We start from the raw sequence: 20,866 nt of genomic DNA on the forward strand, positions 1-20,866 counted from the left end.
CTCACTCCCTCACTGCGACGATCATGAGGTTGGCGGTGGCGCGCGCGGCGTGTCGCGCCGTCAACTTCATGATCGCCGGGCCGGGCGCCCCCCGGGCGGACGGCGGTGGGGCCAGGAAAGGTAGGTACTGATGCCGGAAGCGCTGGACTCGGCGCTCGCCGAGGTGCGGGCGCTGCTGCTCGCGCCGGGGCTGACCCGCGCGGTCGCCGCCGGGCGCCGTCGTGGGCAGCGTCCCTCGGTGGTACGCGCGGAGCTGCGCCCGGTCACGCTGAAGGCCGGCCCCCGGTTGCAGATCGCCGTCTCCGACGGATCACGGCCGCACACCCGCAACGTGGCACCGGGTACGGAGGCCGGCGCGGCGGTAGACGAACTGCTCGCCGAGCCGTTCGGCAACTGGCACGTCGAGACAGCCGACGCGACGCTCCAGCTCCGGGTGACCAAGTCCGGCGAGGCGCAGGTGCACCGCGCGGCGGCCAGCCGTCCGGCCGCCGAGCCGGGCGGGCACGACCGGGCCAAGGAGTGGCTGCTCGACCCCGGCGACCCCCTGTTCCGGGAGATCGGCGGCTCGGCCGCCAAGCGCCGCCAGGTCGACGCGTTCCTGCGCGCACTGGCGGCCACGCTGCCCGACGACCTCACCGGCCCGCTGCGGGTGGTGGACCTGGGCTGCGGCAACGCGTACCTGACCTTCGCCGCCTACCGCTATCTGGTGCAGCGCGGCCTGGACGTGACGCTCGTCGGGGTGGACGTGCGCGAGGACCAGCGCCGCCGCAACACCGAGCTGGCCGAGCGGCTGGGCTGGGCCGACCGGGTCGGCTTCGTGGCCGGCACGATCGCCGAGGCGCCCGTCGACCCGGCGCCCGACCTCGTGCTGGCGCTGCACGCCTGCGACACCGCCACCGACGAGGCGCTGGCCCGGGCGGTGCGCTGGGGCGCCCGCTGGGTGCTCGCCGCGCCCTGCTGCCACCACGACCTGGCCGCCCAGCTCCGGGCCGGTCAGGCGCCCGCGCCGTACGAGCTGCTGACCCGCCAGGGCATCCTGCGGGAGCGGTTCGCCGACGTGCTCACCGACTCGCTTCGGGCCGCGCTGCTGCGCCTGCACGGCTACCGCGCCGAGGTGGTGGAGTTCGTCGACTCCCGGCACACGCCGCGTAACCTGCTCATCCGGGCACGGCGGACGGCGGGCGCGCCCGCCGACGGGCAGCGCGCCGAGTATCGCGACCTGGTCGGCCAGTGGGGTGTCACGCCCCGGCTGGAGACGCTGCTGGCCGAGGAGCGCTGAGCCGAGGCGCGCGCTGAGGTGCGCCGAGCGCGGCGGTCCTACCGCCCGCGCTCGCCCCGGTTGCGGTCGCCCCGGTCCAGCACCGACACCCGCTCACCGCGGTTCGATGCCCGCTCGCGGTCGTGCGACGCGCTCGGGAACGGCACCACCTTCCCGGCATGCTCGGCGTTGCCGGCGGCGGCGAAGGCGTTCCACGAGATGTCCACCAGCATCCGCTTCAGCTCGGCGTGCCGGAGGGCGGCGTTGCGCTGCAACGCCATCCGCGCCCCGAGCACCACCGCGGCCAGCGTGGTGCAGATCGCGCCGGTCGCGGCGATCAGGTGTACGCCGGTCGCGTCGCCTCCGCGTACCGCCAGCACCAGCAGCCAGATCCAGAAGCCGAGAGCGAACAACGCGGCCTTGGCCACGAAGAAGAGGCTCACCGCGCCGGGGCGATGCGATACGGGACGGTCCGGCTCGACCATGCTTCTCCTCCATCGTTTCCCAGGGATTCCTCAGCCTATTACCCGAAGCGCATTACCCGAAGCACGCTTCCGCAGTCGTCGAGTCTCACCGGCGGGACCTCCGGACCGATCAGTCAGTTACTTCTCCGGCCCGGCGTACTAGGCTCGGGGCGCGAGCCGGGCCACCGGAGGAGGGGGACAGATCCACCAGGGATGGGTTCCGCAGACGTTTCGCCACAGATGGCCTTCGCGCGCTTCGTACGCCGGGCCATCGACGCCGCGCGCGAGGAGCGCGGCTGGACGGTGACCGACCTCGCCACCCACACCGGCGTCGGCCGTTCCACTGTGTTCCGCTGGCTGGCCGGCGACTGGCAGGACTACCCCGAACTCGCGAAGGTCCGCGGCTTCTGCGCCGCCCTCGACCTGCCCGTGGCTGCGGCGTTCCGCGCGCTGGGCCTGCCCGACGCCGGGCCGGTGCCCCGCCGCCGGGGTGCCGAGGACGGCCCGGTGGAGGCCGACGTACGGGTCATCCTGGATCGGCTCGCCGACCCGAACGTGCCCGCCGAGGAGAAGCACCACATCCGCGATCTGCTCCGCTACCTGGCCCGCCGCCCGGTCCGCCGGGCCGGCTGAGCGCCGGGCGGGCGACGGGGCTCAGGCCACTGTCAGCGTGAACTCGGCGGTCCGCACCACGCCGCCGACCTGGAAGTCCAGGAACATCCGGTAGCTACCCGGCCCCGGCGCGGTGAGCCAGAACGTCACGTCGTCGCCGTCGCGCACCGGCTCCGGGTGCACGTGCAGGTAACCCAGGTCGCCCTCGCGCAACGCCACCAGGTGCCCGTACGCCCCGAGGTACGGCTCCAGCGCCGCCGCCGCGCCGTCCGCGCCGGTGACCCGGAACCGCAGCGGCACCGACTTCCCCACCTCCGGCGTGCCCGCGTACCCGGCGGTGAATCCGTCGACGGTGGCCGACGTGGCGGCGGCGGGCAGCGGCCGGGGCCGGTACGCGCCGGACGCGGTCAGGTCGGCGCCGAGCACCACGGCGACCTGGCGGCCGTCGTCGGCCACCGCGGTGAAGTCCGCGTACATCCGCCAGGGGCCCGCGTCCGGCGCCGTGATCGGGACCGACCAGGTGCCGTCGGCGGCCATCGTCGGGTGCAGGTGCCGGTAGCCGCTGAGGTCACGCCGGACCATGATCACGTGCATCGGCTTGTCGTGCACGACGGCGAACCGGGTGACCGCCCGGCGCTGGTCGTCGCGAATCTGGAAGCGCAGCTCACCGGCGCGGTCCGCGACCAGCTCGGTCGACGGCACCAGCGTGTAGCCGGCCGAGGTGATCGACAGCCCGGTCGCGCCGTCGCCGCCGCCCTGGGTGACCGTGGCGCCGTCGTGCGTGTGGGCGCCGGTGCCGGGTGAGTGGGCGTGCGCGCCGCCGTCTGCGCCGCCCGTGGCGACCCCGGCCGTGGCGCCGGCGGGCCGGGCCGGGTCGGCCGGCGCGTTCATCCGCCCGAGACCGAAGCCGAGCAGCACGGCGAGCACCAGGCCGCCCACCACCAGGGCCAGCCGCAGCGTCTCCCGGTCGACGGCGACGGGCCCGGCCGACCCGGCCGAACCACTCGCGCCGTTCCCGGCCAGCGCCGCGTCCCGGGCCAGCACCGCGTCCCCGGGCTGCGCAGCGGGAGCGCCGGAACCGGCCTCGGGGTCGTCGGGGACGACGCCGGTGCCGGACGTGACGGCCGACGACTCAGGCACCGCCGCCGACCAGCTCGTAACCCGCCTCGTCCACAGCGGCACGCACGGACTCGACGGGCAGCGGCGCCGCGCTGGTGACAGTCGCGGTGCCGCTCGTCAGATCGATCCGGACCTCGTCGACGCCGGGCAGCGCGGACAGCTCCTCGGTCACCGCCTTGACGCAGTGTCCGCAGGTCATCCCGGTCACGGTGTACGTCTGGACGACGGGTCGCTGCTCGGTCATGACCCCCACGGTACCGCCGCCCGGGTGCGGGCCCGACGACGGTCCGCCGACGGTGGTGACGCTCGCATTCCGGCCGGCCCGGGAACTTTCCGCGCCGGCCGGGAACCCGCCACGCACCGCCGGGAACCCACCCGCGGCCGGACCGGTCAGCCGGCCACCGCGAGCGCCAGCGGCAGCACGTCCGGCGCGCCGGCCCGGCGCAGCAGCCGCGCCACCATGCCCATCGTCCAGCCCGAGTCGACCAGGTCGTCCACCAGCAGCACCGGCCCGTCCAGCCCGGCCAGCGCGCCGGCCAGCTCGTCGGGCAGGTGGAAGGCGTCGTGTAGCGCGCGTACCCGCTGGGCGCTGTTGCCGCGCGGCCCGCCGCCGCCAGGCCCGGCCGGGACGACGTGGCCGAGCAGCGGCAGCCGGCCCACGGCGGCGATCCGCTCGGCCAGCGAGCCGACAAGCACCGGTCGCGTCCGGGAGCCGACCGCGACCACGCTCACCGGCCGCCGGGGCCACGGGTCGTCGCCGTGCGCCCACGCCTTCAGCACCTCGACCACGGCGGCCACCACGTCGTCGGGCACCGGGCCGTCCGGCGCCTCCGGCCCGACCAGCCCGCGCAGCCGCCCGCCCCAGCCCAGGTCGGACAGGCGCCCCACGGCCCGGCCGGGCAGCGCCTGCTCCGCCGGGGGGATGCGGCCCTTCAGGGGTACGCCGACCGCCTCCAACCCGGTGGGCCAGAGCTTCTTGGGCGGGATCGGCACGCCGGGGCGCCCGAGGAACGTCTGCGCCGCGGTCAGCGCCTGGTCGGAGACGGCGGCGTCGAACAGCGGGCCGGCGCAGTTGTCGCACCGCCCGCAGTCCTGCGCCCCGGTGTCGTCCAGCCCTTCCCGCAGGTAGCGCATCCGGCAGCCGGACGTCGAGGCGTACTCCCGCATGGCCCGCTGCTCGGCGGCGCGCGCGTCGGCGACGCGCCGCAACCGGGCCTCGTCGTAGACCCAGGGCTCGCCGGTGGCGAGCCAGCCACCGCGCACCCGGCGGACCGCGCCGTCCACGTCGAGCACCTTGAGCATCAGCTCCAGCCGGGCCCGGCGCAGGTCGACCACCGGTTCGAGGGCCTGGGTGGAGATCGGCCGCTCGGTGTCCAGCGCGGCGAGCACGGCCCGGACCTGCTCCTCGGGCGGGAAGGCGAGCGAGGCGAAGTATCGCCAGATCGCCGCGTCCTCCGCGCCCGGCAGCAGCAGCACCTCGGCGTGCTCGACGGCCCGGCCGGCGCGGCCGACCTGCTGGTAGTAGGCGATCGGCGAGGGCGGCGCGCCGAGGTGCACGACGAAGCCCAGGTCGGGCTTGTCGAAGCCCATGCCGAGCGCGCTGGTGGCGACCAGCGCCTTGATCTTGTTGTCCAGCAGGTCCTGCTCGGCGGCCCGCCGGTCGGCGTCCTCGGCCTGCCCGGTGTAGGAGGCGACCGACCAGCCCCGGCCGCGCAGGAAGTCGGCCGTCTCGGTGGCCGCCGCGACGGTGAGCGTGTAGACGATCCCCGAGCCGGGGAGCCGGTCCAGGTGGTCGGCCAGCCAGGCCAGGCGGTGGGCCGGGCTCGGCAGATCGAGTACGCCGAGGCGCAGCGACTCCCGGTCGAGCGTGCCGCGCAGCACCAGGGCGTCGCCGAGTTGCTCGGCCACGTCCTGCGTGACGCGGGCGTTGGCGGTGGCGGTGGTGGCGAGCACCGGCGTGCGCTCGGGCAGGTTGGCCAGGAACGTGCGCAGCCGCCGGTAGTCGGGGCGGAAGTCGTGCCCCCAGTCGGAGACGCAGTGCGCCTCGTCGACCACGAGCAGCCCGGTGGTGGCGGCGAGCTTCGGCAGTACGCCGTCGCGGAAGTCCGGGTTGTTCAGGCGCTCCGGGCTGATCAGCAGCACGTCGACGGCACCGGCGTGGATCTCGGCGGTGATCTCGTCCCACTCGTCCAGGTTCGCCGAGTTGATGGTCCGGGCCCGGATGCCGGCCCGGGCAGCGGACTCGACCTGGTTGCGCATCAGCGCCAGCAGCGGCGAGACGATCACCGTCGGCCCGTGCTGGTTCCCCTCACGCAGCAGCGCGGTCGCCACGAAGTAGACGGCCGACTTGCCCCAGCCGGTGCGCTGCACGCAGAGCACCCGCCGCCGGTCGACCACCAGCGCCTCGATGGCCCGCCACTGGTCCTCGCGCAGCCGGGCGTGGTCACCCGCCAGCCGCCGCAGCACCGCCTCGGCGCGCTCCCGTACGGCCATCCGATCCTGGCTCATCCGGCATTTCTACCAGGGAGGGCGGACGACTCCAGCGGGCCGGACGGCGACGTGGGCGCCGGTACGGGCGTCGGCGTGGGCGTCGGTGCGGGTGGCAGGAAGATCAGCAGCTCGCGCAGCGAGTCCGTCGCCGCCGCCGGCAGCAGGCACCGTGCGGCCAGCTCCTCCATCGACGTGTACGGGCCGCGCATCCGCCGGTCGACCACCACGTGCTGCGCCTGCGACCGGGTCAGTCCCGGCAGCCCGGCGATCACCTGGTCCGGCACCGAGTTGACGTCCACCAGTCCGCCGTCGTCGTACGCGCGGGGCAGGTCGGGGCGCCCGATGCGCAGGTCGTCCCGGGCCGACGGGTACTGGTAGAGCAGGTAACGGGCGTACTCCCGGCGCAGCCGGTTGCGGTCGGCGTAGGGCCGCCCACGCCAGAGGCCGCGCAACCAGGTGAGCAGCCGGCCGTTGAGCAGCACCACGTGCGGGACGCCCGCCGCCCAGGTGGTCAGCCAGATCACTATCAGGGTGGCCTCGGGTCCGCTGACCTCCTCGGTCTCGCTGCTGCCCAGGACCACCACGAACGTCACGGCCACGGCCAGGTAGTAGATCGCGGCGGCGACGCTGCCCCAGCCCCGGCGCCAGACCCCGTAGAGCAGCACCACCAGCCACGTGAGCATGCCGAACGAGAACAGGGCGACGAGCGCGCCCCCCACAGTCGCGACGACGCTCAACCAGCCGGGCACACCGGATGGACGCCGGGACGGCGGCACGGGGCCGATAAGCGGCGCGACAGGGGGCGAGACCCAGGGCGGCAGGCCGGTCGGCGACTCACCGGGCGGTGGCGGCGGAAACGTACCACCCGGCTGCGCCGAGACGGTGAACTGCACCGGAACGGTGAGCTGAGCCGAGACCGTGGGCTGGGCCGGCGCGGTGGGCTGGGCCGACGCGGTGGGCTGGGGCGGGCTCTCGGCCGGGCCGGTGGGCAGCGGCCGGGCCGGCGCCACGGCGGGGGCCGGAGACGGCTCCGGGCCGCCCGCCCACCTCTCGCCGGGTCCGGCCGGACGACGCGGCGCCTGAGCCAGGAGGTCCGGGTCGGCGCGCAGGATGCGCCGGTGCAGATCCTGGAGCGGCTCGCCCGGCTCGATGCCGTACTCGTCGCGGAGCAGCCCGGCGTAGTCGCGGTAGGCGGCCAGCGCCTCGGCCTGCCGTCCGCTGCGGTGCAGCGCCAGCATGAGCTGGTGGCGCAGCCGCTCCCGGACCGGGAACTCGGCGACCAGCTCGACCAGCCGGCCGACCAGCTCGCCGTGCCGCCCGTCGGCCAGCTCCAGGTCGACACGCGTCTCCAGGGCGACCGCGCGCATCTCCACCAGCCGGTGCCGGGCCGCGTCGAAGTACGGCCCGGCGAACCCGGTGAACGGCTCCCCCTGCCACAGGTCCAGCGCGGCGCTCACCTCGGCGAGCGCCTCCTCCGTACGCCCGGCCACCTGCGCCGACCGCGCACGCCGCACGCCGCGCTCGAAGCGCACCGCGTCCACCGCCTCGGGCGGCACCTGCAACAGGTAGCCGGCGTCGGTGAGGGTGAGCACCCGGGCCGGCGTACGCGGCGACCGGTCCGGTTCCAGCACCCGGCGCAGACCGGCCACGTGCTTCTGCACCACGTTGAGGCCGTTCACCGGTGCCTCGTCCGGCCAGACCGCCTCGACGATCTGCCCGCTCGGTACGGGCCGGCCGGCGGCGAGCAGCAGCACGGCCAGCACCGCCCGCTGCTTCGCCGGGCCCAGATCGATCTGACGGTCGGCGTACCAGGCCCGCTGCGGGCCGAGGAGTTCGAAGCGCAGCGCCTCTGACATGCGAGTTTCCGCCCCCGTGTCGGCTGCCGTCGCCCACGGTGGCCGACGGCAGTCGGACGGCAGCATATCGGCAGCGAGGCCGCCGTGACGTCTGACGATACTTACCCGGCAACAATCACCTGGGAAAGTGAGTCGAACACCATGACGCAGCGAATCGGTTCCGCCGGCAGCCTCCGGCGGATGGCGGCTCTCGCGACGGCCGTGCTGGCCACCACCGTCCTGTCCGCGGGGTGCGGGACCGGGGACGCCACCGAGAGCGCCGGACCGGCGCCGAGCCCGTCGGCCGACCCGAAGGCCGCGCTGCTGGCCGCCGTGCCGGACGAGAAGGACCCGGCTTTCCGGTTCTCCACCATCGAGGGCGCGGACAAGTTCGACGGGGTGGTCGACCCGGCGACGCGCGGCCTCGAGTTGTCCATGTCGGAGAAGAGCCAGGACCCCGAGTTCACCATGGGGATGACCTTCCGCGTGATCGAGGAGGACATCTGGATGCGGGTCAAGATCACCGGCATGGCCGGCCTGCAGGACATGATGAAGCTGCCCAAGCGCTGGATGCTCCTGGACCGCACCAAGCTCGACGACGCCTCCGACGTGCCGGTCTACCAGAACGCCGACCCGGCCAACACGGCCGCCGTCATCCGGACCGCGGAGACGGTCGAGGACCGGGGCGACGGCACGTACGGCGGGTTCGCCGACCTGACCGCGAACGCCGACATCCGCGAGAGCTTCACCACGGTGGACGTGACCGCGCTCGGTGACGCGGCGAAGAAGGTGCCGTTCACCGCCGTGGTCGGGCCGGACGGCAACCTCACCTCGCTGACCCTGGAGCTGCCGGCCGCGGGCAAGCAGAAGGCGATGAAGCTGGTCGCCAAGTACTACGACTTCGGCAAGGCGCCGAAGATCAGCGCGCCGACGGGCTCGCAGGTGCAGAAGGCGCCGGCGTCGGCGTACGAGATGCTCAACGGCTGACCACGTCGTGAGCGCGAGGGGCGGTGGCCACACGGGGGGCCGCCGCCCCTCACGCGTGTCAGCGGCCGAGCACCGATCCGCCGTTGACGCCGAGCACCTGCCCGGTGACGTACCCGGCGGACGGGCCGACCAGGTAGCGCACCGCCGCCGCGATGTCGTCCGGCACACCGGCCCGGCCGACGAGCGTGGCGGCGACCCGCTTGGCGTGCCCCTCCGGCGTCATCCGGTCGCCGAAGAACTCGGTCTCGGCCACGTAGCCGGGGCTGACCACGTTCACGGTGATCTGTTCCGGGCCGAGCTGGGCCGCGAGGTCGTACGCCCAGCCGTGCAGCGCGGCCTTCGCGGCCGAGTACGGCCCGGCGCCGCCGCGCTGTGCGGCGATCGAGCTGAGCAGGACCACCCGGCCGCCGGGACGGCGCAGGGCGGGCAGGAGCGCCTCGGTGAGCAGGACGGCGGTGAGCACGTTGGCGTCCAGGTTGGCCCGCCACCAGTCCGCCACCCCGCCGAGCGAGTCGGTCGACCCGCCGAGGTAACCGCCGGCGTTGTTGACGACGGCGTCCACGGCCCGTTCCCCGACCGCGTCCACCACCGCGCCGACCTGCCCCGGATCGGTCAGGTCGGCGACGACAGCGGTGACCGCCCCGTCCCGTCCGCTCTCGTCACCGATCCGCCGCGCGGCGGCGTCGAGCACGTCCCCTCGCCGCCCCACCACGAGAACGTCGAACCCGTCGCCCACGAGCCCCCGTGCCACGGCAGCCCCGATCCCGGTCCCACCCCCACTGACCACAGCCAGCCGCCGCTCCTGCTCCCCCATGACCTCTCCCCTTCCGCGCGTCCTGCCCGGCCCTGCCACGACCTTGCCCCGGTCGATCATGAAGTTAGCGCGGTCGGACACGGCGTGTCGTGCCGTTAACTTCATGATCGCCGGGGCGTGGGGAGCGGGTCAGCGGGGGCGGCGGAGGGCCTTCAGGACGGGGGTCAGGCGGGAGCGGAGGCTGGCCAGGCCGCCGGGGAAGAAGTAGACGGCCAGGATGAACACCGTGCCCAGCACGAACAGGGGCTGGCTCAGCGGGTGGCTGAGGAACGCGGGCAGGCTGTTCACCGCATCGCTGCTGCCGAACGCGGTGAGCCGGTGGTCCAGGTACATGTAGAGGACGCCGCCCAGCACCGGCCCCCACCGCGTACCGGGACCGCCGAGCACCACCATGACCAGCAGCGACAGCGTCAGCTCCGACGAGGTGATGTGCGGGCTGGCGCCGCCGACGATCAGTACGTAGACCACCCCGCCGGCCGACGCGAGACCGCCGGCCAGCGTGAACGCCACGAGCTTGAACCGGTACGGGTCGAGCCCGAGCACCCCGATGCGCCGCTCGTCGTCGCGCAGCCCGGCGAGCACCCGCCCGGTCGGCGAGGCGCTGACCCGGTGCACCACGAGGACCACCATGGCCAGGTACGCCAGCGCCAGCCAGTACAGGTTCACCGTGTTGGTGACGCCCACCAGCGCCGCCGGCAGCCCCGAGACATCCAGCGGCAACCCCTCCTCGCCACCGGTGAGGCCGCCGAAGTCGCGGGCCACCAGGATCGCCCCGACCTGCGCGAACGCCAGCGTCACCATGGCGAACGCGATACCCACGGTACGCAGGGCCACCGCGCCGAGCAGCGCGGCGAGCGTGGTCCCGCCGATCACCGTGAGCACGGCGGCCTGCCACAGCGGCAGCCCGGCCTTGGTGACCAGGATGTCGGTGCCGTAGACCCCGGCGGCGAAGTAGAGGGCGTGGCCGAAGGAGAGCATCCCGGTACGGCCGAACAGCAGGTCGTATCCGGCCGCGAGCCCGCCGAACACCAGGCAGATGGCGAGCAGTTGCAGCGTGCCGGGCGAGTTCAGCGGCCCCTCGAAGATCCCGGGCAGGTGCAGCGTCGAGTACGGCAGCACGGCCGCCACCACCAGGGCCACCAACGGCAGGTACGGGCGCAGTCCGTGCCAGCGGGAACGCCCGGGGGTCAATTCGTCGGGCACCTGCGCCGGAGGCGCGTCGACCACCGAGTTGGTCATGCGTGAGCCACCTTCCCGGCCAGGCCCTGCGGACGCAGCAGCAGCACCACGGCGAGCAGGCCGACCACGCACAGGTCGCCCAGCCCGGACGTGCCGTAGTAGTTGACGAACTGTTGCAGCAGCCCCACCGCGACCGCCGCGTACGCGGACCCGACCACCGAGCCCATCCCGCCGATCACCACCACGATGAACGCGAAGATCAGCAGCGAGCCGCCCTGCCCCGGCGAGACGGTGCCGAAGTAGACGCCGCCGAGCGCACCGGCCAGCGCGGCGGCGGCCCCGCCGATCGCGAAGACCAGCGTGAACGCCTTGCGCACGTCGATGCCGAGCGCTGTCACCATCTCCCGGTTCTCCACGCCGGCCCGGATGATCAGGCCGTACCGGGTCCAGCGCAGGAATGCCAGCAGCGCGCCGAGCACCACAGCGGCGGCGACGATCAGCAGCAGCCCGGCGTTCGGCACCTGGGCGCCGAGCACCGATGTCACGCCCCGGCTCCAGTCCGGACGCGGGAACGGCCGCGGGTCGGCGCCCCAGGTGGCCTGGAGCAGCGCCACCCCGGCGAGCGACAGGCCGACGGTGACCAGCACCTGCTCGATGGTGCGGGAGTAGAGCGGCCGGATCAGCACCAGCTCCACCAGCACCGCGACGAGCGAACCGGCCAGCACGCCGAAGACGACTGCCAGCACGAAGCCGAACCCGTCCGGGCCGGCACCGGGCAGGTTGCCCGCCGCCCACCACGTCGCGTACGCGCCCACGCCGAGGAACAGCCCGTGCGCGAAGTTGAGCACGTCGGCGAGGCCGAACACCAGTGAGAGGCCGGAGGCCACGAGGAAGTACAGCGCCGCCAGGCCCAGCCCGGTCAGCGTCAGCAGGACCACTGTGTTCATGAGTGCACCTCCGCCGAACCCACACCGAGCAGCGACTTCGTCAGCGCGGTCTCCAGCAGCAGCTCCTGGGCGTCGCCGGTCCAGGCGACCTTCCCGGCGGAGAGCACCACCGCGTCGGTCGCCAGCCGCCGTACCACCGCCAGGTTCTGCTCCACCAGCAGCACCGGCACGGATTCCGCCACCCGTTCCAGCACCTCGGCCACCTCGGTCACCACCTTCGGTGCCAGCCCCTTCGTCGGCTCGTCGACAAGCAGCAGCCGGTTGTCGTTGAGCAGCACCCGGCCGATCGCGAGCATCTGCTGCTGCCCGCCGGACAGCGAGCCGGCCCGTTGCCGTCCGCGCCGCTCCAGCTCCGGGAAGAGCGCGAAGACCTTGTCGTACGCGGGCGTGACGCCCCGCCGTTCGGCAAGCCGCAGGTTCTCCGCGACGGTGAGCGCGGCGAAGACGCAGCGGTCCTCCGGCACGTAGCCGAGGCCGTCGCGGACCAGGCGGTGGGTGGGGCGGGCGAGCAGGCTGCGCGCCCCCATGCGTACGCTGCCGCGCACCTCGCCGCCGCGCGGCGTCAGCCCGACGATCGCGCGCAGCGTGGTGGTCTTGCCGACGCCGTTGCGCCCGAGCAGCACGGTGACGCCGGTCGGGGCGACCTCGAACGACACCCCCTGGAGGATGTGCAGCCCGGCGATCCGCACGGACAGGTCCGCCACGGACAGGACAGGTTCCGCCATTAGAGCGCCTCCCCCAGGTACGCCTCCTGCACGGTGGCGTTCGCCATCACCGTGTCCGGGGTGTCGCACGCCAGCAGCGCGCCGTGGTGCATCACGGCGATCCGGTCGGCCAGCTCCAGGATCACGTCCATGTGGTGTTCCACCATGAGCACCGCCCGGCCGCTGTCCCCGGTCAACGACTTGATCACGCTGACCAGCTCGGGCACGTCCTCGGCGCTCACCCCGGCCATCGGCTCGTCGAGCAGCATCACCCGGGGTTCACCAGCGAGCAGCAGCGCGATCTCCAGCTTGCGCTTCTCGCCGTGGGCCAGGGTGCCGGCGAGCGCCGTACCCCTGTGGTGCAGGCCGACCCGGTCGAGCGCCGCGTCGGCGGCGGCGGCCACCTCCCGGTCGGCCGCCGCCCGCCGCCACAGCTTCATCGAGCCACCCCGGTGTGCCTGTACGGCGAGCCGGACGTTCTCCCGCACGCTCAGCGAGCCGAAGACCGAGGACGCCTGGAAGGTACGCCCCAGGCCGAGCCGGGCACGCCGGTACGGCGGAAGCGCGGTGATGTCCGCGCCGTCCAGCAGGACCGTGCCCTCGGTGGGCCGGCGCAGGCCGGTGATCAGGTTGAACAGGGAGGTCTTGCCGGCGCCGTTGGGCCCGATCACGCCGAGGAACTCCCCCGGCGCCAGATCGAGGTAGACGGAGTCGACGATGGCGACCTCACCGATCCGCCAGGTCAGACCGCGGGTGGCGAGCACGGGTCAGCCCTTCATCTGCGCGACCGGCGGCGCGCTCTCGTCACCGGTGAGCGACTTCTGCGCGGTCGCCGTGAAGGCGGTTCCGCTGCCGGAGAGCTTCGCCTGGTACATCGGCTGGAGCAGGGCATGGTCCTCGGCGCGGATCTTCATGGTGCCCTTGACGCCCTCGAACTCCCAGCCCTCCAGCGCCTTGACCATCTTCTCCACGTCGTCGCCGCCCTCCTGCACGGCGCGGACGACCATCTGCGCGGCGGCGAACCCGTCCGGGTGGAACAGGTCGAGCGTGCCGCCCGGCACCTTCGCCTTCGCGGCCTTGGCGGCCTCGGTGTCGCTGGCGCCGTCGAAGTAGTGCGACAGGAACGAGATCTTGCTGCCGGCCGCGCCGAACGTCGGCCACGAGGCGCGGATGTCCAGGCCGGTGACGACAGTGGTGGAGGCGAGGACGCCCTGCTGGTCGAGCGTCTGCCACATGGCGCCGGCGGTGGTGCCCGCCCAGGCGACGAAGAGCAGGTCCGGCTTGGCGGCCTTGATCTGGCTGGCGAACGGCGTGAACTCGGTGGCGCTGGCCGGGGCCCGGACGCTGCTGACGTTCGCGCCCGCGCCGCCGATCACGGCCTTGACGGCGGCCTCGTTGGCGTCGCCGAACGCGCCGTCCTGCGCGAACACGACGACCTTCTTGCCACCCGCGTCACCGATGAACGACCGGGCGGTCACCACGTCCTGCCAGGACTGCCGGCCGGAACGGAACGTGTACTTGTTCGCGCCGGTCACCGCGTCGGTGGCGGCCGGACCGGAGATGAACAGCACCTTGTTCTGCGCAGCGATCGGTGCCACCTGGAGCGCCACCCCGGAGGAGGTGGACCCGGCGATGATCTTCGTACCCTTGCCGATCAGGTCCTTCGCGGCGGACACGGCCTTGGCCGGGTCACCCGCGTCGTCGGCCTCGGTCACCTCGATCGTGCGGTCTCCGACCTTGCCGGTGCCCTTGGTGGCGAAGTCGAGGCCCGCCTTGAAACCCTCGATGTACTGCTTGCCGTAGCTGGCGAGCGGCCCGGACTGGGAGTAGACCAGACCGACCTTGACCGGGGCGGCGTCGCCGCCGCCGGATGCGGTGTCCTGCGGGCTGCCACAGGCCGTGGCGGCCAGAGCGACCGCCACCGAGGTGGCGGCGGTAAGGAACACCCGTCGCGTGTGCCGGATCGTCATTGCGACTCCAGGTGAGGACAGGGGGAATGTCAGTTGTCGGCTCACGCTAGAAGTGACGTCACCCACGGGCTATGTGGTCGGCGCACACAAGTCCCCGTGACGGGGTGGCCGCACGTTACAACGCCGGACATCGCCACGTAACCGCGCCGACCCGGGATGGCCGCACCCACCACGCGCACCTCGCCGGGAATGTCGGCCCACGCCATCGCGCGCCGGTCACCGCCCGCCGCAGTCCCCGTCGTGGTCGGCCGCCCGTGCGCACCGCCGGCCACCGTCGCGCGGCCGGTCGCACCAGACCCAGTGGCGTACGGACTGCTCGTCCTCCCGCGACACGGTGGTCCCGGCGCGCTCCACGTCGGCCAGGAACCCGAGGGCCCGGCAGATGGCACGCGCGAACCCCCGCGCGCCGTCGAGGTCGGCCGCGAGCACCGGCAGGTGTACGACGAACCGCTCCCGGCTCACCGCTGCGCGCCCGGGGTGAACCGGGACTGCCAGCTCTTGAGCGCCGCCTTGATGCGCGTGTTCTCCTCGGCGTACCGGGACGCGTCGCGCCGGGCCAGCGCCAGGTCACCGGCCACCCGGTAGAGGAAGGCGTGCACCTCCGCCGGGTCGAGCCCGTGCCGCACGGTGCGGAACCGCCGCTCGCGGATCTGCCCGACGCTCAGCGGCCGGCACGAGTCCGAGCGGTACCAGCCCTGGTTGGGCGGCCCTCCCTTGCCACGTCGCCGGGTTGGCTGGAACAGGTTGAGCACGTTACGCACGCCGATCCTCCTCACCGAGCCGTGGAGGCGACCCGCCCGCAGACAGGGGACGCGGGCGGGCCGCCGACCCCGAGACCGCAGCCCGTTCGGCGGTACGACCCCGGAGCCCAATCCGGGTCCGACTCCCGAGGTTTGCCGAACCAACCGGAGCCGGACGCGGTCAGCCTACCCAAAATACCTGTGTAGGTCGAGCGTCCACATCGGGCTTTCCGCTTGTTGCAGTTACTGGTGTAGGCCCGGCATGATCGGAGGTGCCGAACCGACCGGAGTCCTCACCATGCCTACAGCCGAAGCGCCGTATCGTCAGATCGCCAACGAACTCGCCGCAAAGATCAAGAGTGGCGAGTTGAAGCCCGGCGACAAGTTGCCCTCGACCCGTGAACTCGCCGAAGCCTATGGCGTCCACATGAACACGGCGTCCCGCGCTCTCTCACTACTGCACGATCGCGAGCTGATCACCGGCCAGCCCGGCCGAGGCACCTACGTAGCCGAACCCCCCGCCTGATCAACTCCACTACGCCGAAGTGGCGGCATCATCGCGCCCGGAAGCAGCCACTCCCCCGAAGTGGCGCCCGCCCCGCGCCGAGCCCCGCCCCACCCCACCGATCTTGGTACGGAATGGCCCTCGGAGGGGCCGTTTCGTACCAAGATCTAGGGAGCGGCCGGGCGCAACGGGGCGGGGAAAAACGCGAACGGGGTGCCCGCCGCTTGCGGCGGGCACCCGTCACAGGGGAGCAGGGTCAGCGGCTGGCTCGGGCGGCCACCGCCGTGTCGGGGTGGTCGCTGAACACGCCGTCCAGGCCCAGGTCGAAGAACAGCTCGTACTCGGACGTGATGTCACCACGCGCGTTCGGGTCGGTGCCGATCCGGAAGTCCACCGGCAGGAACTGGTTCTCGGCCCGGAACGTCCACGCGTGCACCACCAGCTTCTGCCGGTGCGCGTCCCGGATCACCGCTGTCGGCGCGAGCAGTCGTCCGGCCGGGTCCCGGGGCACGATCAGGTTCTTGTTCAGGCCCACACCGTCGGCGTACCGGGAGATCCCGGCCAGTCCCGCAGGGGTGGCCAGGTCCGCGTAGGTCCGCTTGTCGCCACCCGCGACGAAGTCGTAGGGCGCGCCGGACGCGTCCATGAGCTGCACCAACCGTACGTCGATCATTTTGTCGAGCTTGCGCAGGTTGGCGGTCTCGAAGCTCTGCACGAACACCGGGTCGGCGCGGTGGGTGAGCCGGTTGCGGCGCAGCACCGCCACGAGGGGCTCCTCCAGCGGGCGGCCGATCGACGCGAAGTAGGTGGGGTGCTTGGTCTCCGGATAGACACCGATGGTCCGGCCACGGGCCTTCGACTCGGCCCGCGCCAGGTCGATGACCTCCTGGAACGTCGGGATCTCGAACCTGCCGTCGAACGCGGCGTTCGCCACGCGCACCTGCGGCAGCCGCTCCTTGGCCCGCAGCGTCTTCAGCTCGGCCAGCGTGAAGTCCTCGGTGAACCAGCCGGTGACGGTGACCCCGTCGATGGTCTTCGTCGCCTTGCGGCCGGCGAACTCGGGGTGGGCGGCCACGTCCGTCGTACCGGAGATCTCGTTCTCGTGCCGCGCGACCAGGACGCCGTCCTTGGTCGAGACCAGGTCCGGTTCGATGAAGTCGGCGCCCTGGCGGATGGCGAGCCGGTAGGCCTCCAGGGTGTGCTCCGGGCGGTAGCCGCTCGCGCCCCGGTGGCCGATCACGATCGGCCGCTGGGGCGCGCGGGCCTGCTCGGCGCGGGTGTCCGGGCCGGCGGCGCGGTGGTCGGGGCCGGCCTGGGCGGCCACGGCCGGCACCACCACAGCCGCGGCCGCGAGCAGCGCGCCGGTCACGCCGAGGGCGGAAAGGGTACGTCGCAACGCCGTCTCCTGTCGTCGATGGGTACGCACAGCAGACCGGGCGTGGTTGACCACCAGTTGGTCGGTTCCTGACCTGCCGGTGAATCTCCGGACGGAAGATGACGGGATGCGCCGCCTGCTCCGGAAGCCCGTACGGCTGGTGCCGTTGGGGTTCCTGGCGGTGATCCTGGCCGGCACCGGTCTGCTGATGCTGCCCTGGGCCACCAGCGAGCAGCGGTACACCCCGTTCGTCACCGCGCTGTTCACGTCCACGTCGGCGGTGTCGGTGACCGGGATGGCGGTGACCGACACCCCGAACTACTGGAACGGCTTCGGGCTCGTGATGATCACCGTGCTGACGCAGCTCGGCGGTCTGGGCATCCTGACCGGGGCGTCGCTGGTGATCCTGGCCGTCTCCCGCCAGCTCGGCCTGCGTAACCGGCTGCTCGTGCAGGCGGAGACCGCCGAGTTCGGCCTCGGCGACGTACGCCGGCTGCTGTTGCGCATCGCGGCCACGGTCTTCGTCACCGAGGCCCTGATGACCGCGGTGATCGCCGCGCGCCTGTTCCTGGCGTACGACTACCGGCCGGGCCGGGCGCTCTGGTCGGCGGTGTTCCACTCGGTGCAGGCGTTCAACAACGGCGGGTTCGCGCTCTACTCCGACGGCCTGATCGCGTTCGCCCGCGACGGCTGGGTGGCGCTGCCGCTCAGCATCGGCGCGATCATCGGCGGGCTCGGTTTCCCGGCGCTGTTCGAGGCGGTACGCGAGTGGCGGCAGCCGGAGCGCTGGGCGGTCGCCACGAAGCTGACCGTCTGGGGCAGCGTGGTGCTGACCGTCTTCGGCGTCGCCTACCTGCTGATGGCCGAGTGGGCCAACCCGTTCACGATCGGCACCTACGACGTGCGGAGCAAGCTGCTGGCGTCGTTCACCCAGATCGCGTTGAGCCGTACCGGCGGGTTCGACGTCATGAACGTCGGGCAGCTCACCGACGAGAGCTACCCCATGCTGATCGGCCTGATGTTCATCGGCGGCGGCAGCGCCAGCACCGCCGGCGGCATCAAGGTCTCTACGTTCTTCCTGCTCGGCTTCGCCATCTGGGCCGAGCTGCGCGGCGAGCTGGACACCACTGTCGGGCGCCGCCGGGTGGCGGCGGCCAGCCAGCGGCAGGCGCTGACCGTGGCGCTGCTGAGCGTGGCGCTGGTGGCGGGCGGGACGGTCGGCCTGATCGGGTTGACCTCGCACGTGTCGTTCTCGGCCGCGTTGTTCGAGGTGACCTCCGCGTTCAGCACCACCGGCCTGACCGTCGGGGTGTCCGGGCAGCTCTCGCCGCCGGGCCAGTACGTGCTGACCGCGCTCATGTACATCGGCCGGGTCGGGCCGCTCACCTTGGGCTCGGCCATCGCGTTGAACACCCGTCGACGGCTGTACCGCTACCCGGAGGAGCAACCCATTGTCGGCTAGACATCCGGAGGAGACCGGCATCGCGGTGATCGGCCTGGGCCGGTTCGGCGCGCGCCTGGCGGGCTCCCTGTCCCGGCTCGGTCACGAGGTGCTGGCGGTCGACCGTGACCCGGCCCGGGTCCAGCACTGGTCGTCCGACCTGGACCGGGTGGTGCAGGCGGACAGCACCGAGGAGGTGGTGCTGCGCCAGCTCGGGCTGGCGGACTTCCGCCGGGTCGTGGTCGCGATCGGGGCGTCGCTGGAGGCGAGCGTGCTCACCGTGCTGGCGCTGGCCGAGCTGGGGATCGAGCAGATCTGGGCGCGGGCCACCTCGGAGAAACACGCGAAGATCCTGCACTCGGTCGGCGCGCACCACGTGGTCTTCCCGGAGGCGGAGACCGGCGAGCGGGTGGCGCATCTGATCGTCAGCCGGATGCTCGACTTCATCGAGTTCGACGACGACTTCGCCATCGCCAAGATCAAGGTGCCGGCGCCGCTGGTCGGGCGGTCGCTGCGTGACATCGCACCGCAGGACCGGTACGGCGTGATGGTGGTGGGTGAGAAGCAGGCCGGGGAACCGTTCCGGTACGCCGGGCCGGACACCGTGCTGGAGGCGGACAGCGTGCTCATCGTGGAGGGCGGCATCACCCAGGTGCAGCGCTTCTCCGCGCTGGCCTGACCGGAGCCACTGACCTGACCGTCAGCCCTTCTTGGGACCAGGACCCTTGCCCTTGCCGTGCCCACCCCCCTTCGGCCGGTCTACTTTGCTTTTCCCTTGCCGTTCTCCTTGCCCTTGGACTTCGGCGCGGCCTTGGGCTTCGGTTTCGCCGGCGCCGGTTTGGCCTTCGCCGGCCCGCTCTTGGTGGTGGTCTTGGTGGCCGGCTTGACCGGCGTCTTCACCGGCGGCGCGGTGGTCGGCGCCGAACCGGCGATGCCGGAGACCTGCACGCCGCAGGTGCTGCCGCCGAGCGTGAACTCCACAGGCAGCGTGTTGCTCCCGGTGTAGCGGCCGGCCAGCGTCAGCTTCGTCGACGCGCCGGGCGCCAGCGCCGGGTCCGTCGCCGGTGCGGCGATCGAGACGGTACGCCCCACCTGACGTGCCGTCGGCTGGGCCGTGGTCACCGTCTGCTTGCCGGGGAACGTGAAGTTCATGGTCCAGCCGCGCAGTTCCCGGTCGCTGGTGTTGGTGAGCGTCAGCTCGGCGGAGAAGTCCTTGCCGGTGTCGCGGCGCAGCGAGTAGTCGACGGCGCAGGGGATCGGCTCGGGCATGCTCATCCGCGCCTCGGTCGGCTCCACCCCGCCGCTGGCCGGGCTCCGCGACGTCAGCCCCCACAGGGTGGCGGTCACCGCGACCAGGCCGACGGCGGCCACGCCCGCCTCCACCTTGCGCCGCCGCGCCACCGCCCGCCTCGTGCGGGTCCGCACCACCGAGAACGGCAGCGCGTCCGTCTCCGCCGACCACGGCAGGATCGTGGTACCGGCGTTCTCGGCGAGCGCCGGGTCCATCCGGCCGAACGCGGGCGACACCGGCACGATCGCCGCGATACCCGCGGCCTCGGCGAGCGTACGGGCCACCTCGGCGGTCGCCGGGCGGTCCTCGGGGCGCTTGGCCAGGCACCGCTGCACCAGCGCGGCGACCGGCTCGGGCAGCCCCGGCACGGCGGGCATCGGGTCCGGGTCGCGGTACATGTGGGCGCGCAGCATCTCGGTGGTGGTGCTGGCCTGCCACGGCAGGCGGCCGGTGAGCATCCGGTAGAGCAGCAGCCCGACCGCGTACACGTCGGTGGCGGGCGAGACGTGACCGTTGTCCAGCCGCTCCGGCGCGAGGTAGGCCGGCGTGCCGAGCAGCGCGCCGTCCGGCCCCTTGTCGCTCTCCCCCACCAGCGCCGAGATGCCGAAGTCGACGACCTTCACCCCGGTCGGGGTCAGCATCACGTTGCCCGGGGTGACGTCCCGGTGCACCACGCCGCGGGCGTGCGCGGCGGCCAGCGCCGAGGCGACCTCCGCGCCGATGGTCATGGCCTCCCGCCAGGGAAGCTGCCCGTCGCGGCCGAGCCGCCCGCTGAGCGGACCGCCGTCCACCAGCTCCATGACCACGTACGGCACGGTCAGGCCGACCTGCACGGACTCGCCGTAGTCGTACACGTTGGTGATGTTGGGGTGGCACAGCCGCGCGGCGGCCTGCGCCTCCACCCGGATCCGGTGCCGGAACGCCTTGTCGCTGGCCAGCCGCGAGGCCAGCACCTTGACCGCCACCTGGCGGCCCAGCACCTCGTCGTAGCCGCGCCAGACGACCGACATGCCGCCCGCACCCAACTGCTCGACGAGTCGATATCGCTCGCCGAGCAGTTGCACGCCGTTCCTGACCGGTCCACCCATGGTCGGTCCTGTTGCCCGAAGTGGGCCCCGGTACACCTCAGCGGTCG

Annotated in this window: 21 protein-coding genes; 6 read left to right on the forward strand and 15 right to left on the reverse strand. The window is 73.1% G+C overall.

Annotated features, from left to right (window positions below; all coding sequences use genetic code 11):
• Positions 1-130 precede the first annotated feature (130 nt).
• Positions 131-1,279, forward strand: a complete 1,149-nt coding sequence (locus SM452_RS02955) for a class I SAM-dependent methyltransferase (protein ID WP_463839248.1) — start codon at positions 131-133, stop codon at positions 1,277-1,279.
• Between the two features lie 38 nt (positions 1,280-1,317).
• Here the strand turns inward: SM452_RS02955 and SM452_RS02960 are convergent, their stop codons facing one another.
• Positions 1,318-1,743, reverse strand: a complete 426-nt coding sequence (locus SM452_RS02960) for a hypothetical protein (protein WP_355506069.1) — start codon at positions 1,741-1,743, stop codon at positions 1,318-1,320.
• 192 nt (positions 1,744-1,935) lie between these two features.
• Between SM452_RS02960 and SM452_RS02965 the strand changes: the two genes are divergently transcribed.
• On the forward strand, positions 1,936-2,355 hold the full coding sequence (locus SM452_RS02965; RefSeq protein ID WP_026268433.1) for a helix-turn-helix domain-containing protein: 420 nt from the start codon (positions 1,936-1,938) through the stop codon (positions 2,353-2,355).
• A gap of 21 nt (positions 2,356-2,376) precedes the next feature.
• Here SM452_RS02965 and SM452_RS02970 read toward each other — a convergent pair whose 3' ends face one another.
• The 4 genes from SM452_RS02970 to SM452_RS02985 form a co-directional block, all read right to left on the reverse strand.
• Positions 2,377-3,474 carry a hypothetical protein gene (locus tag SM452_RS02970; RefSeq protein WP_463839249.1) on the reverse strand — a complete coding sequence of 366 codons (1,098 nt, stop codon included), beginning with the start codon at positions 3,472-3,474 and terminating at the stop codon, positions 2,377-2,379.
• Positions 3,467-3,697, reverse strand: coding sequence for a heavy-metal-associated domain-containing protein (locus SM452_RS02975; protein WP_013288699.1), 231 nt, complete (start codon positions 3,695-3,697; stop codon positions 3,467-3,469). The genes SM452_RS02970 and SM452_RS02975 overlap by 8 nt, the downstream gene beginning before the upstream one ends.
• A 146-nt stretch (positions 3,698-3,843) precedes the next feature.
• Positions 3,844-5,961, reverse strand: coding sequence for a DEAD/DEAH box helicase (locus tag SM452_RS02980; RefSeq protein ID WP_463839250.1), 2,118 nt, complete (start codon positions 5,959-5,961; stop codon positions 3,844-3,846).
• Entirely contained in the window at positions 5,958-7,799 is a 1,842-nt protein-coding gene (locus SM452_RS02985; protein WP_463839251.1) for a BTAD domain-containing putative transcriptional regulator, read from the reverse strand. Before SM452_RS02985 ends, SM452_RS02980 begins: the two co-directional genes overlap by 4 nt.
• Before the next feature lie 180 nt (positions 7,800-7,979).
• Here SM452_RS02985 and SM452_RS02990 point away from each other — a divergent pair, with 180 nt between their 5' ends.
• Entirely contained in the window at positions 7,980-8,765 is a 786-nt protein-coding gene (locus SM452_RS02990; protein ID WP_355506059.1) for a hypothetical protein, read from the forward strand.
• 58 nt (positions 8,766-8,823) lie between these two features.
• Here the strand turns inward: SM452_RS02990 and SM452_RS02995 are convergent, their stop codons facing one another.
• The 8 genes from SM452_RS02995 to SM452_RS03030 all read right to left on the reverse strand — a co-directional run bounded on the left by SM452_RS02995 (position 8,824) and on the right by SM452_RS03030 (position 15,140).
• A complete protein-coding gene (locus SM452_RS02995; protein WP_463839252.1) occupies positions 8,824-9,579 on the reverse strand; it encodes an SDR family NAD(P)-dependent oxidoreductase in 756 nt (251 codons plus the stop codon).
• A 129-nt stretch (positions 9,580-9,708) separates the two neighbouring features.
• Entirely contained in the window at positions 9,709-10,818 is a 1,110-nt protein-coding gene (locus SM452_RS03000) for a branched-chain amino acid ABC transporter permease (RefSeq protein WP_463839253.1), read from the reverse strand.
• The gene (locus SM452_RS03005; RefSeq protein WP_013288704.1) at positions 10,815-11,705 is read right to left on the reverse strand and encodes a branched-chain amino acid ABC transporter permease; all 891 of its coding nucleotides are present in this window, start codon (positions 11,703-11,705) and stop codon (positions 10,815-10,817) included. The genes SM452_RS03000 and SM452_RS03005 overlap by 4 nt, the downstream gene beginning before the upstream one ends.
• Entirely contained in the window at positions 11,702-12,430 is a 729-nt protein-coding gene (locus SM452_RS03010; RefSeq protein ID WP_151501176.1) for an ABC transporter ATP-binding protein, read from the reverse strand. The genes SM452_RS03005 and SM452_RS03010 overlap by 4 nt, the downstream gene beginning before the upstream one ends.
• The gene (locus SM452_RS03015; RefSeq protein WP_269703935.1) at positions 12,430-13,173 is read right to left on the reverse strand and encodes an ABC transporter ATP-binding protein; all 744 of its coding nucleotides are present in this window, start codon (positions 13,171-13,173) and stop codon (positions 12,430-12,432) included. Before SM452_RS03015 ends, SM452_RS03010 begins: the two co-directional genes overlap by 1 nt.
• A 3-nt stretch (positions 13,174-13,176) precedes the next feature.
• Complete coding sequence (locus tag SM452_RS03020) at positions 13,177-14,379, reverse strand: substrate-binding domain-containing protein (RefSeq protein WP_128136766.1); 1,203 nt, start codon at positions 14,377-14,379, stop codon at positions 13,177-13,179.
• Between the two features lie 216 nt (positions 14,380-14,595).
• Complete coding sequence (locus SM452_RS03025) at positions 14,596-14,841, reverse strand: hypothetical protein (protein ID WP_047894639.1); 246 nt, start codon at positions 14,839-14,841, stop codon at positions 14,596-14,598.
• Positions 14,838-15,140, reverse strand: coding sequence for a DivIVA domain-containing protein (locus tag SM452_RS03030; protein ID WP_262013139.1), 303 nt, complete (start codon positions 15,138-15,140; stop codon positions 14,838-14,840). The genes SM452_RS03025 and SM452_RS03030 overlap by 4 nt, the downstream gene beginning before the upstream one ends.
• A 277-nt stretch (positions 15,141-15,417) precedes the next feature.
• Between SM452_RS03030 and SM452_RS03035 the strand changes: the two genes are divergently transcribed.
• Complete coding sequence (locus SM452_RS03035) at positions 15,418-15,645, forward strand: GntR family transcriptional regulator (RefSeq protein ID WP_064446847.1); 228 nt, start codon at positions 15,418-15,420, stop codon at positions 15,643-15,645.
• A 235-nt stretch (positions 15,646-15,880) separates the two neighbouring features.
• Here SM452_RS03035 and SM452_RS03040 read toward each other — a convergent pair whose 3' ends face one another.
• Positions 15,881-17,020 carry a glycerophosphodiester phosphodiesterase gene (locus tag SM452_RS03040; protein WP_463839254.1) on the reverse strand — a complete coding sequence of 380 codons (1,140 nt, stop codon included), beginning with the start codon at positions 17,018-17,020 and terminating at the stop codon, positions 15,881-15,883.
• Positions 17,021-17,126: 106 nt separating this feature from the next.
• On the opposite strand from SM452_RS03040, the gene SM452_RS03045 reads away from it, so the two are divergent.
• A complete protein-coding gene (locus tag SM452_RS03045; protein WP_457113901.1) occupies positions 17,127-18,461 on the forward strand; it encodes a TrkH family potassium uptake protein in 1,335 nt (444 codons plus the stop codon).
• Positions 18,451-19,119 (forward strand): potassium channel family protein, encoded by a 669-nt coding sequence (locus SM452_RS03050; protein WP_463839255.1) that lies wholly within the window; start codon positions 18,451-18,453, stop codon positions 19,117-19,119. The genes SM452_RS03045 and SM452_RS03050 overlap by 11 nt, the downstream gene beginning before the upstream one ends.
• Positions 19,120-19,199: 80 nt before the next feature.
• Here the strand turns inward: SM452_RS03050 and SM452_RS03055 are convergent, their stop codons facing one another.
• Positions 19,200-20,819, reverse strand: coding sequence for a serine/threonine-protein kinase (locus tag SM452_RS03055; RefSeq protein ID WP_262013143.1), 1,620 nt, complete (start codon positions 20,817-20,819; stop codon positions 19,200-19,202).
• Positions 20,820-20,866: the final 47 nt, after the last annotated feature.

The organism is Micromonospora sp. SYSU B005 (genome assembly GCF_055362685.1).